The sequence below is a fragment of the Kordia zhangzhouensis genome (genome assembly GCF_001005305.1).
GTDB lineage: Bacteria > Bacteroidota > Bacteroidia > Flavobacteriales > Flavobacteriaceae > Kordia > Kordia zhangzhouensis.
Map to the genome: position 1 here is coordinate 316,616 of NZ_LBMH01000001.1, position 12,031 is coordinate 328,646.

At 33.5% G+C, this 12,031-nt stretch carries 12 protein-coding genes; 2 read left to right on the forward strand and 10 right to left on the reverse strand.

Going from position 1 to position 12,031, the window contains the following annotated elements; translation table 11 throughout:
- The first annotated feature begins 12 nt into the window (after positions 1–12).
- On the forward strand, positions 13–846 hold the full coding sequence (locus AA088_RS01510) for a universal stress protein (RefSeq protein WP_046743153.1): 834 nt from the start codon (positions 13–15) through the stop codon (positions 844–846).
- A gap of 151 nt (positions 847–997) precedes the next feature.
- On the opposite strand, the gene AA088_RS01515 is transcribed toward AA088_RS01510, so the two are convergent.
- From AA088_RS01515 to AA088_RS01560, 10 genes are all read right to left on the reverse strand, one after another.
- Positions 998–1,825 (reverse strand): universal stress protein, encoded by an 828-nt coding sequence (locus AA088_RS01515; protein ID WP_046743154.1) that lies wholly within the window; start codon positions 1,823–1,825, stop codon positions 998–1,000.
- Between the two features lie 42 nt (positions 1,826–1,867).
- The gene (locus AA088_RS01520; RefSeq protein WP_046743155.1) at positions 1,868–2,287 is read right to left on the reverse strand and encodes a CBS domain-containing protein; all 420 of its coding nucleotides are present in this window, start codon (positions 2,285–2,287) and stop codon (positions 1,868–1,870) included.
- A 210-nt stretch (positions 2,288–2,497) separates the two neighbouring features.
- Positions 2,498–3,199: a sulfite exporter TauE/SafE family protein gene (locus AA088_RS01525; RefSeq protein WP_046743156.1), complete on the reverse strand. Its 702-nt coding sequence runs from the start codon at positions 3,197–3,199 to the stop codon at positions 2,498–2,500.
- A gap of 16 nt (positions 3,200–3,215) precedes the next feature.
- Positions 3,216–3,662 carry a FixH family protein gene (locus tag AA088_RS01530; protein ID WP_046743157.1) on the reverse strand — a complete coding sequence of 149 codons (447 nt, stop codon included), beginning with the start codon at positions 3,660–3,662 and terminating at the stop codon, positions 3,216–3,218.
- Positions 3,663–3,672: 10 nt separating this feature from the next.
- Positions 3,673–5,097, reverse strand: coding sequence for a cytochrome c oxidase accessory protein CcoG (gene ccoG / locus AA088_RS01535; protein WP_046743158.1), 1,425 nt, complete (start codon positions 5,095–5,097; stop codon positions 3,673–3,675).
- A 16-nt stretch (positions 5,098–5,113) separates the two neighbouring features.
- Positions 5,114–6,052, reverse strand: coding sequence for a cbb3-type cytochrome c oxidase N-terminal domain-containing protein (locus AA088_RS01540; RefSeq protein WP_046743159.1), 939 nt, complete (start codon positions 6,050–6,052; stop codon positions 5,114–5,116).
- A complete protein-coding gene (locus AA088_RS01545) occupies positions 6,049–6,237 on the reverse strand; it encodes a cytochrome c oxidase subunit IV (protein ID WP_046743160.1) in 189 nt (62 codons plus the stop codon). Before AA088_RS01545 ends, AA088_RS01540 begins: the two co-directional genes overlap by 4 nt.
- A 6-nt stretch (positions 6,238–6,243) precedes the next feature.
- Positions 6,244–8,442 (reverse strand): cytochrome-c oxidase, cbb3-type subunit I, encoded by a 2,199-nt coding sequence (gene ccoN, locus AA088_RS01550; protein WP_046743161.1) that lies wholly within the window; start codon positions 8,440–8,442, stop codon positions 6,244–6,246.
- Positions 8,443–8,467: 25 nt separating this feature from the next.
- On the reverse strand, positions 8,468–8,638 hold the full coding sequence (gene ccoS / locus AA088_RS01555) for a cbb3-type cytochrome oxidase assembly protein CcoS (protein WP_046743162.1): 171 nt from the start codon (positions 8,636–8,638) through the stop codon (positions 8,468–8,470).
- A gap of 123 nt (positions 8,639–8,761) precedes the next feature.
- The gene (locus tag AA088_RS01560) at positions 8,762–11,137 is read right to left on the reverse strand and encodes a heavy metal translocating P-type ATPase (protein ID WP_046743163.1); all 2,376 of its coding nucleotides are present in this window, start codon (positions 11,135–11,137) and stop codon (positions 8,762–8,764) included.
- Between the two features lie 158 nt (positions 11,138–11,295).
- Here AA088_RS01560 and AA088_RS01565 point away from each other — a divergent pair, with 158 nt between their 5' ends.
- Positions 11,296–11,985 carry a hypothetical protein gene (locus AA088_RS01565; protein WP_046743164.1) on the forward strand — a complete coding sequence of 230 codons (690 nt, stop codon included), beginning with the start codon at positions 11,296–11,298 and terminating at the stop codon, positions 11,983–11,985.
- The last annotated feature ends 46 nt before the right edge of the window (positions 11,986–12,031 follow it).

The window sequence follows — 12,031 nt, forward strand, 5'->3', positions numbered from 1 at the left end:
CTAAACAAACAAATGAAAAAAATTATTGTACCTGTAGACTTTTCCAAACATTCAGAATATGCTTTAGAAGCAGCAGCAATGTTAGCTCGTAAAAATGGAGCTGAAATTCTAGCACTGCATATGTTAGAGCTTTCTAATGCTATTATTTCTGAAGATGATAATTCAAAACAAGCGGAAGCAGTATTTTATTTAAAACTAGCAGAACAAAAGTTTACAGAATTTTTAGATAGACCTTTTTTAGAAGACGTTTCTGTAACACCAATCGTAAAACATTTTAAAGTGTTTAGCGAAGTCAACGAAATTGCACAAGACCACAGTGTTGACTTAATCGTAATGGGTTCTCACGGTTCTAGTGGAATTAAAGAGCTTTTTATCGGTTCAAATACAGAAAAAGTAGTACGTCACTCTGAAATACCTGTTTTGGTAATTAAAAATCGTCCAGAATCAGCAAATTTTGAAAAGGTGGTTTTTGCTTGTGATTTTTCACGAGAAGCAATTAGACCTTATATCAATGCATCTAAGGTATTCCAAGAGCTTGGAGCAAGCTTACATTTAGTATACGTAAACTTACCTGGCACTAGTTTCCAAAGTTCAGCAGAAATGGAAAAGAAAGTCGTAGATTTTCTAACTGTTGCCGATGGAAATATAGATAATCTTGAAAAAGTACATTATATAAACGATTATTCTATCGAAAAAGGAGTATTGAATTTTGCCAACTCAATTAGTGCCAACTTGATAGCAGTGGCTACACATGGTCGAACTGGTTTGGCACATTTCTTTGAAGGAAGTATTTCAGAAGATATTGCAAATCATGCAACCTTACCTGTAATGACTTTCAAAATTTAGCGATTGTTAGTTAATTTGTTAAAATGGCAAAAGCAGGAAATCAATGATTTCCTGCTTTTTTTTATTGTTTTTACTTTAATAATTAACGTGAATTAGGCACAAAATTCATTGAAATAAAATTTCAGTTTGTATCCCAAACCCATTTAATTTATTATGGATGCACAACCAATAATGGTCGTTGTAATGTTTTACTAATTGCGGTTGTAGAAGAATGTTTAAATAAACGTTCAAAGATGGATTCTTTTTGTACGATGAGTCCAATCATATCTATTTCATACAATTGCGTGTAGCATGATTTTGCATAATCTAACGGAACATTTTCAATAACATGATACGTGTATGTAATATCTTTATATTGCTTTATTAAATACGATTCATCATAATGATTGCCTTCATGACCTTTTTCATACACGCGCAATATGTGTACATGCAAATGATGTGCTTTGGCAGTGTTTAATAGGTTTGAAAAAGCATCGCTTTTGATATCATCTTTGGCATCTAAAGGTAGTAATATTGTTTTTGGGTGATGAAATTTCACCTCTTCAGGAATGACCAGTGTTTTGCAATTAATTCGACGGATAATGCTTAATGTGTGACTTCCAAAGAGAATTTCGGACGCATTTGACACTCCGTTAAAACCTGCTACTAATAAATCAATTTGTTTCTCTTTTATGATTTTATCAGTTGCATCAATAAAACTGTTGTAGTCTAAAATGGTTTCAAAAGAGTGTATATCATTTTGAGACCTTTCTTGCAACTCATCTAGTAAGTTTTGCAAACGTTCTTTTTCTGCTTCAAGAACGCTTTCAAATACATTAGCAGTAGCGGAAGACATGAGATCATCTAGCATAAAGCCGCCCGACTTATGAATATGCATTATATGGAAATGACAGGGTTCATCTTTTAAAAAATGCATTGCGTATTGTATCGCATTTCGCGAACATTGAGAGAAATCGGTAAGAGCTAAAATGTTCTTCATTGTGTTAAATATCTTCTGCTACTGCTTTTGTAGTAATTTAGATTAATATTGATCTAAAAGATAGTTAATTAAATCGGTTGTTGTCAAGATTCCAACCAATTTTCCGTCATCAACAACTGGCAATGCGTGAAATTCTTTGTTTGCTAAAATCTCAGCTGCTTCTTTTATGGTTGTTTGCGAACTCACGCTTACCAAATTTTTTGCCATTACTTGTTCAATAGTAAACATATTGTATACAATTGTATCTACATGATCTTCTTCTTCAAAAGCCGCATCGGCAAAACTGATACGTAATAAATCTGTATAACTTAGCATTCCTATTATTTCTTCGCCACTTACGACAGGTATGTGACGAATATTATTCGCTTTAAATAAACGTTCTGCTGTATCTAAATTGTCTGTATGGTTCAAAGTAATGACATTTGCTGTCATAATAGTTGAAACTGGTGTTCTTTTTTTCATCTTGTTTAGGTTTTAAATTCTATAGTAAAAGTACCTAAGAAACTATCTAAAAACTATGATATTAGTCATGTAGATTCTTCTTTCAGATATTTAATAGCAATGAATTATTTCTAAAAGTACTAGAGAATATGTGAACAAAATGTAGAGCCAAAAAACCTCTGGTTGGTTTAATTATTATCGGAAAAAAGAAATATGAGTAACACTCGAAGTTTAGTGGCAGTTCATTGTATTAGTAACCAATCCTGCATTTGATGCAGGAGAAATATATGGAATTCCTAAACCTAAACCACGAAGAATAAACAGCGCTCCTATAACAACTACAAATACAGGAATTGCTTTTTGAATGCGTTGCTTAATGGTTGTATTGAGGAACTTCCCAACGTAGATTGCTGTTGTCATTAGCGGAATGGTTCCAAGTCCAAAAAAAACCATGTATAAACTGCCTTGCCAAGCACTTCCAAAAGCAATTGCTCCAAAAACAGCCATATAAACTAAGCCACAAGGTAAAAATCCATTTAAAAAACCAATCGTAAAAAAAGTATCCATACTTTTCTTTTTGAATTGTTTTCCTAAACTTGTTTTTACTTTGGAAATAATACGAAATATTGGTTTTGAGATATTGTATTTGCTAAATGTTTTATAAGGAAGTAAGATGGCTACAATCATCACAACTCCAATTACTACAGATAATTTTTGTTGCATTCCAAAAATATAGAGACTTTTTCCAAGCAACCCAAAAACCAATCCGATGGTCGCATATGCAAGGAGTCGCCCTACATGATATAGCGCAATTTGCGCTCCTTTTTTATATGTATTTGTTCTATCAACAGGCAACATAAAAGCAATTGGTCCACACATACCTACACAGTGCAAACTGCCTAACAATCCTAATATGAAACCCGTTGCAACCATTTCAACTAATTAACGATTAATACATTAATTCTTTCTTGAATAAATAGTCATTGTCATCATATTTCCAATCTACCGTAAGGTTCCAACGACCACCTAACAGATCTTTGTCAGGTATGAGCAATGTGTGCGTTGATAACGAAATAGGTTTTTCGAAATCGAATTTTCTATTAGATGGCCTGTATAGGAACACTTTTCCTTTAATTTTTTCTAGTGATAATGTTTTTGGAAAGCTAATTTCAATACCTGAAACAGTAGTGGTAATTACTACATTTTCTTCCAGTTTTTGAGCATTACGAAGCTTATTAATGTTTGATTGATATTTTAATTCTTCTTCATAATAGGTATCTGTTACTAAATCATGATCGTATTTTTCTTGTACGTTCATATTGATTACGAAATACATGATGAAACTGATGAAGCCAATAAAAGCCAATACAATTCCTGTTCCCCAATTAATTTTCATACTTTTTTCTTTAGTTATAACTTGTAGGTCCGATAAAATTTACGGTTGTTATATCTATAAGTTTTCCTTTGCTAAGTACTTCGACCGTAATATTATTTTTTCCACTTTTTAGTTTTCCTTTCGGAATTTCAATAAACAATGTTCCTTCTGCAATTCCTTGTTTTGGGATTACAAATTCGTTAGATGTCGAAACTAGTTTAACAGTTCCTATATCTTTTCGGATTTTAAAAACAACATTTGTAATTTCATCTGTCGTTTTATTGATTAGTTTATACGTAAATACGTTCCTAACGATATTGTTTTCCTGCATTTCGTATAGTTGACCACGTAAACGCAAAATATTAGCTTCTACATCATTTCGTAAGAGTAACATTCCTATTAAAACACCTATTAAAATTACCAATACAGCAGTATATCCTTTAAGACGTGGTGTAAATTTGAATTTTTCTTTCTTTTCAATTTTTGCTTCGCTTGTATATCGAATTAACCCTTTTGGAAGATTCACTTTCTCCATAATAGAGTCACATTCGTCAATACATGCAGTACAATTTACGCATTCAAGTTGTGTTCCGTTTCGTATGTCAATTCCTGTTGGACATACATGTACACACTGCAAACAATCAATACAATCGCCAAAACCAAGTTCTGCTCTATCTTCATTTTTTCGGAATTTTTTACGTCCGTTTTCTCCTTCTCCACGTTTATGATCATAGGCTACTAAGATTGATTGATTATCAAGTAAAACACCTTGTAATCTTCCGTAAGGACAAGCAATGATACATACTTGTTCACGAAACCAAGCAAAAACAAAATAGAATACAGCAGTAAAGATGAGCAGTGGTAAAAATGTACCTAAATGCTTAAAAGGACCATCTAAAATATCTTGAATTAACTGATCACTTCCTATTAAATAGGCTAAAAACACGTTGGCAATAGCAAAAGATATTAGTAAAAAGATACTCCATTTTAAAAGTCGTTTTTTTATCTTTTCGGCATTCCATGCTTGTTTATCAAGCCTAATTTGTTTTCCTCGATCACCTTCAATCCAGTATTCAATTCGGCGAAATACCATTTCCATAAAAATGGTTTGTGGACACATCCAGCCACAAAAAATACGTCCAAAAGCTACTGTAAAAAAAGTAATGAATATCACTCCAATAATCATGGAAATAACCACCAAATGAAAATCTTGTGGCCAAAAAGGAAATCCAAAAATATTAAATCGACGTTCTAATACATTGAATAATAAAAATTGATTCCCATTAATTTTGATAAAGGGAGCGGCAAATAGAAAGGCTAACAATACATAGCTAACTATTTTTCGCCATTCGTAGTATTTCCCGCTTGGTTTTTTTGGATACACCCAAGCTCTTTTTCCTTCTTCATTAATGGTTCCGATGGAGTCTCTAAATTTTTCGTTTGCTGGTGTTTCCACGATCGTTGAGTTTTACTTATTCTTCAATTTCTACTTTGACAGAATCAATCACTTTTACATCTTCATGTACTTCTTTAAGAGAATCTTCCCATATATCTCCTTCTGGATCTTTTGGCTTAGCAGGTGTAGTGCCTTCAAACGTAAGTACATAACTAGCTACTTGTGCAATTTGGGAAGGGCTTAAACCATTTTTAGACCAAGGTTCCATTCCTTTCCCACTTCGTCCTCCTTCAGAAATAGTTTTAAAAACATTGTTGATACCTCCTCCAAGTATCCAATACCTGTCAGTCAAATTAGGGCCAATTCCTCCTCCTCCATCAGCAGCATGACAGGCTACACAGTTCTCGGTAAAGATTTTTTTACCTGCACTTAAGTCTGAAGCTTCTGTAAGTAGAACAACTGTTTTATAGTCTACCAAATCTTTAGCTGTTTTTAGGTATTCTTCATATTCAGCTTGAGCGATGACTTTTTCTTCTTCAAATTCTTCAAATTGATTTTGGCCTTCAAAAATGTGATACTTAGCCAGGTATACAAAAGCAAAGATGATGGTTCCGTAAAACCCATACAACCACCACGGCGGCAAGTTGTTATCCAACTCTTTAATACCATCATAGTTATGATCTAAGATAATTTCTCCTTCTTCTTCAACAGGTTTAGAGTCTACCAATTTCTCATAGAACTTTTTCAGTTTCGTGAATTTGACCGTTTTATTCTTATTAGCTAGGTAACGTTCTTTTCCTTTTTCATCGAGTCCATTGAATAAAATGCGTTCAACTGCTGCCACAATTCCTTCTATGGCAATTAAGATAAATAATACCAATAGTAAAAACAGCATAATCATTGGTTCTGCTACGAATGCTGGTCTATCGCCAGAATCTATAAAGTATTCAATTCCTATGAAAACAAGGAAAAATACAACGAGTACACGTACCCAAGATGGAATTAGATTTCTCATAATGTTTGGTTATTTTTTTCATTATCTAATGGAATATTGCTCACTTTAGTGATATATTCTTTTTTGGCAGTAACTACCCACCAAAATAACACCACAAAGAAGGTAAAGAAGATGAGCAAGGAAATTAACGGGTATATTTCAATACCCGTGATGGTTTCCATATGATTTTTTACAAATTTTAGCATGATGTGTTATTTTTTTACTGTTTGTTGTTCGTCTTTTACCTTAATATCAGTTCCTAATCGTTGCAGATAGGCAATAAGTGCCACAATTTCACGATCTTTTACTTCAATATATGGTTCTCCATCTGCTTTCGCTTGTTCTCTACTTTCTTTAAAAGAATCCAATAAATCAGGATCTTCCCGTAGATTTTTCTCAATACTTGTTGCTTGTTCTTCCATGTATTTCAAAGCATCTGTTATTTCTTGCTCTGTGTAAGGAACTCCTAATGATACCATTGCTCGCATTTTATCTTGTGTTGCTGAAGTATCTAGTTTATTACGAATTAACCATGGATAGGCAGGCATAATAGAGTTTTGTTCAATAATCCTAGGATTGTACATGTGCTTGTAATGCCAAGCATCATTACGTAATCCTCCTTCACGATGTAAGTCTGGTCCTGTACGTTTACTTCCCCAAAGGAATGGATGATCATATACAAATTCTCCAGCTTTTGAATATTCTCCGTAGCGTTCTACTTCGCTTCTAAAAGGGCGAATCATTTGAGAGTGACAACCCACACAACCTTCACGGATGTAGATATCTCTTCCTTCAAGCTCAAGCGGCGTATACGGCTTTACTTCTGTTATCGTAGGAATGTTAGAGTCAATCATTAATGTTGGTATAATTTGTACCACTCCTCCAATTAAGATTGCTATTGTCGCGTAAATTGTAAGTTTAATTGGTTTACGTTCTAACCAAGTATGCCATCCTTCACCTTTAGTACGTCTCTTAGACACTTTTTCTAAAGCTGGAGCTTCTGCAAGTTCGTCTGTTACTTTATTTCTTGATTTAGCAATTGTTACATAAATATTGTAAGCCAAGAATAGCATTCCTATAATGTATAGAGAACCACCAATAGCACGCATCCAATACATCGGAATAATCTCAGTTACAGTTTCAAGGAAATTAGAATATACTAAGTTCCCATCTGGTTTAAATTGTTTCCACATAAATGCTTGTGTAAATCCTGCTACATACATAGGTAATGCATACATGATAATTCCAAGCGTTCCAATCCAAAAGTGCGCATTTGCTAATCCTCTTGAATACAATTTGGTTTTAAATAATCGTGGTACTAACCAATATACCATACCAAACGTTAAAAACCCGTTCCAAGCTAACGCACCAACGTGTACGTGTGCAATAATCCAGTCTGTAAAGTGTGCTATCGCATTTACATTTTTTAATGACAACATAGGTCCTTCAAACGTAGCCATACCGTATCCTGTAATGGCAACTACCATAAACTTTAACACAGGATCTGTTCGTACTTTATCCCACGCTCCACGAAGTGTTAACAGTCCATTGATCATTCCTCCCCAAGAAGGCATAATAAGCATTACTGAAAATGCGACTCCCAAGTTCTGCGCCCATTCTGGCAACGCAGTATACAATAAGTGGTGCGGACCAGCCCATATATATATGAATATCAACGACCAAAAGTGAACGATAGATAGCCTGTATGAGTAAATTGGACGATTAGCTGCTTTTGGCACAAAGTAATACATCAACCCTAAGAACGGAGTTGTAAGGAAAAATGCTACCGCATTGTGCCCATACCACCATTGCACTAAAGCGTCTTGAACACCTGCATATACAGAGTAACTTTTTAAAGCGCTTACTGGTAATTCTAAACTATTAAAGATGTGAAGTACTGCTACTGTAACGAATGTGGCTAAGTAAAACCAAACAGCCACGTATAAGTGTCGTTGTCTACGTTTTAAAATTGTCCAAATCATATTAGCACCAAAAGCAACCCAAACAACTGCAATCGCAATATCAATTGGCCACTCTAATTCAGCATATTCTTTGGAAGTTGTGTAGCCTAACGGCAACGTAATCGCAGCAGCAACAATAATTAACTGCCATCCCCAAAAATTGAAATTACTTAAAAAATCGCTTGCCATTCGCGCCTTAAGTAATCGTTGCAATGAGTAGTAAACTCCTGCAAATATGGCATTACCAACAAAGGCAAAAATAACCGCATTGGTGTGTAATGGACGTAATCGCCCAAAACTAAGCCATGAAATTCCTTCTCCTAATTCAGGAAAAAGAAACAAGAATGCAAGTAGCAATCCTACCAACATTCCTACGACTCCCCAAACTAGGGTTGCGTAGATGAATTTTTTAACGATTTTATTATCGTAATAAAATTGTTGTATTTCCATAATAATACATATTTACTTTGTGTAGTTAGTTCTGCTTTTTAGTTTTCTCTTTCACCAATTCGTCTTCAAATAACATCCGTATAGAAGGCGTATAGCTGTCGTCAAATTGTCCGTTTTTAACTGCCATTATAAAGGCCACAAAAAAGAGTATTGCGACTACAATACTGATGGTTAGTAAAACATATATAACGCTCATACCTATTGAAGTTATAGTCCAAAATTACTTTGGTACCTGTTGCTAAAAAATGACTTTTATCATGTTTGTGGTTTATTTGCTATTTCATTTAGAGTTTAGAATGATTCTTTATAAAATATTGTGTTAGCGACTTAGCTTTTTTCCTATGATAGAGGTACAAACTGTAGTAAAAATTACAATACTTATAGAACTTAATGGCATAAGAATAGCTGCAATTACAGGAGCTAGTTGACCTGTTACTGCAAAATACAGTCCGATACTATTGTATATAAAAGACAATACGAAACTCCATTTAATAATTTTAATGGCAGATTTGGATGCCTGCATGAATTTATAGAGTTGATTAAATTTTGATGCATCTAAGATTGCATCACAAGCAGGAGAAAACACATTGACATTTTCAGATATTGCTATTCCAACGTCACTTTGCGCCAAGGCACCCGCATCATTCAATCCGTCGCCAATCATCAATACTTTTGCGCCTTCTGTTTGATGATAGTGTATATATTGAAGCTTTTCTTCTGGCTTCTGATTAAAGATAAGCTTGGTTTTACTTGGCAATAATTTTTTAAGGTTTTCTCGCTCACCTTCATTATCTCCTGAAAGTATTACAAGGTCATACTCTTTTTTGAGTTTATTGAAAAGTTTAGATAGTCCTTTTCGATAGCTGTTAAAAAATGTGTATTTTCCTTTATATTTATTATTTGTACTGATATGAACTGATGTATTTAAAACAGAAACTTCATCTGTATGACCAACAAATTTAGCTGCGCCCACTTTGATGTGATTATTTTGATAATTTGCAGTCATTCCCTTCCCGACATGTTCTTCAAAATGATCAAGTGTCACAATGTTATGTTGATCTAATATATTATATAATGTCCTGCTAAGCGGGTGATTAGAACCACGCAAAGTGCTTTTGAGCAACGTAGTTTCAGTACTAGTTAATGGCTCACCTTCATAACTTGCTGTACTTTTTTTGTTGGAAGTGATAGTTCCTGTTTTATCAAAAATTATAGTGTTGATTGTCGCAAGTTTTTCAAGAACACTCGCATTTTTTATGTAAAATTTTAGCTTTCCAAAAATGCGTAACAAATTCCCAAAGGTAAATGGTGCTGCAAGTGCAATTGCGCAAGGACATGCAATAATTAATACCGCAGTAAATACGTTCATCGCTTTAGAAACATCGACTAAAAGCCAAAAAATAGTTGCAATACCTGCAATAGCCAGTACTGTAATAGTAAAGTGCTTACTAATCGCATTTGTTAATGTTGTAAAGCCTTCTTCTTTATTTTTTTCAAACACATCATTACTCCATAACTGGGTAAGGTAGCTTTGTTCGACTGATTTAGTTGCTTCTATTTCAATAACACCAGACGTTTGTTTTCCTCCAGCAAAGACTTTGTCTCCTGAATATTTTTGAACTGTTTCAGATTCACCAGTCACAAAACTATAATCAATTGAAGCATTTCCTTTTATAAGAATTCCATCAACTGGTATCAACTCTTCATTTCTAATAAGCAAGCGATCTCCTTTTTCAATATCATAGACTTGGATAGGTGTTTCTTTTCCTTGAAATATTTTTGTTACTGCAATTGGAAAGTAGGATTTATAGTCACGTTCAAATGATAAGAAATTATAGGTTTTTTGCTGAAAAAATTTTCCTAATAGTAAAAAGAATACCAATCCTGTTAAACTATCAAAAAAACCTGATCCTAAATCAAAAATAATTTCTACGGAGCTCCTAATAAATAATACAGAAATTCCCAAAGCTATAGGTACATCAATGTTTAAAAATCTGGAACGCAATCCTTTATATGCAGAAACAAAATAATCTTGAGCAGCATAAAAAACTACTGGAAGTGAAAAAGCAAACATAAGCCAACGAAAAACTATCTTGTACTTTTCGATCCAAAATCCGCTTACTTGAAAGTATTCAGGAAACGATAAAAACATGACATTTCCAAAAGCAAATCCGGCAATGCCTAGCTTGTAAATAAGCGTTCGATCCACTGCCTTTTTTCCAGCACTGTAATCTTCTAAACTTATATAAGGTTCATATCCAATTCTACTTAACAATAGAACTACATCTTTAAGAGAAATTGTTTCTTTTTTATACGTAATACGAACTGTTTTTTTGCCAAAGTTTACTTGTGAAGCTGTGATGGACTCGTTAAGTTTGTGCAAATTTTCTAAAATCCAGATGCAAGAACTACAATGAACATGAGGAATATACAGTGTTACAATTTGTATGGTATCATCGTTAAATTCCAATAATTTTTCTAGAATATTCTCTTGTGTTAAGAAATCATACTTTCCTTCAATTTCTTTCGGAACAGCTCCTGGTGCACTTTCTAAATCGTAATAACAGGTCAAGTCGTTTTCAGAAAATAACTCATACACTGTTTTACAACCAAAACAACAAAAAAACTTATCATCATATTCGATGGTGTCATTTGCGCAGGCGTCTCCACAATGAAAACACGTTGTTGTACTCATATCTATTGCTCATTTATACCTATTACAAAGGTCATGAATGAACAAATCATAAAATATGATATTGGTCATCATCTGAATTTCCTCAATGTTTGTATTCTTTTTCTTTAATTTTATTTCTTTTCGTTACCTTTAGTTCAATAAAACGAATACCAACCATTATGGAAAATCCTAAAAAACAACAAATTAAAGAAGTGGTAATTACTTTTATTCTAATTATCATTTTAACAACAATAGGTTTCTTTCTATTAAAAAATCATGCTGAAAAAGAAGGTAGAGAGTTGATGTCATCTATGGACAAAGCAAGTAAAATTCAAACCCATGAAGGAATGAATAACTGTGTAGGAAGAAGTGAAAAAGAAGTTGAAAGTCTCGTAATACTGAACAATATTATACAAAATCATAAAGAGCAACATGAAACCACTTTCTTAAAACTGTATACTTATCAGTTTGTATCAATGAAGCTGTTTTTGATTTTTTCAATTTTATCAGCGCTGACTATATTTGTGATTACGCATTCTGGCTGGAAGAATACAACGAATTATGTAAAAGCTTTGTTTCTTTTCTTTACGGCTATTAGTTCTTTATTTGGATTATCTCTTTCTTCTTTTGATCAAAAAGTAGGTATTCATAGAAATGGAAAGGCATTCATTAATTATGACAACTTACAGAAGCAGTTAGTAAATTATTGTGCTACAGGGGCAAATATTGAAGGTGATTCTATCTCTTTTGTAAAATTACATGCTGGAATTATGAAAAAAACAACAGAACTGCATGACTTTTACTTAGACTTTGACAAAACGGAACTGAATATGAAAGATGCGTTAGATTTGAATAAATCTAATGAATAAAAAAAAAGAGACTGATTCCCTTAAAATCAGTCTCTTTACAGATGAG

Excerpts from the sequence above, each read along its gene's own strand:
- AA088_RS01510 (WP_046743153.1), top strand. The coding sequence starts at position 13 with ATGAAAAAAATTATTGTACCTGTAGACTTTTCCAAACATTCAGAATAT.
- AA088_RS01515 (WP_046743154.1), bottom strand. The coding sequence starts at position 1,825 with ATGAAGAACATTTTAGCTCTTACCGATTTCTCTCAATGTTCGCGAAAT.
- AA088_RS01520 (WP_046743155.1), bottom strand. The coding sequence starts at position 2,287 with ATGAAAAAAAGAACACCAGTTTCAACTATTATGACAGCAAATGTCATT.
- AA088_RS01525 (WP_046743156.1), bottom strand. The coding sequence starts at position 3,199 with ATGGTTGCAACGGGTTTCATATTAGGATTGTTAGGCAGTTTGCACTGT.
- AA088_RS01530 (WP_046743157.1), bottom strand. The coding sequence starts at position 3,662 with ATGAAAATTAATTGGGGAACAGGAATTGTATTGGCTTTTATTGGCTTC.
- AA088_RS01540 (WP_046743159.1), bottom strand. The coding sequence starts at position 6,052 with ATGAGAAATCTAATTCCATCTTGGGTACGTGTACTCGTTGTATTTTTC.
- AA088_RS01545 (WP_046743160.1), bottom strand. The coding sequence starts at position 6,237 with ATGCTAAAATTTGTAAAAAATCATATGGAAACCATCACGGGTATTGAA.
- ccoN (WP_046743161.1), bottom strand. The coding sequence starts at position 8,442 with ATGGAAATACAACAATTTTATTACGATAATAAAATCGTTAAAAAATTC.
- ccoS (WP_046743162.1), bottom strand. The coding sequence starts at position 8,638 with ATGAGCGTTATATATGTTTTACTAACCATCAGTATTGTAGTCGCAATA.
- AA088_RS01560 (WP_046743163.1), bottom strand. The coding sequence starts at position 11,137 with ATGAGTACAACAACGTGTTTTCATTGTGGAGACGCCTGCGCAAATGAC.
- AA088_RS01565 (WP_046743164.1), top strand. The coding sequence starts at position 11,296 with ATGGAAAATCCTAAAAAACAACAAATTAAAGAAGTGGTAATTACTTTT.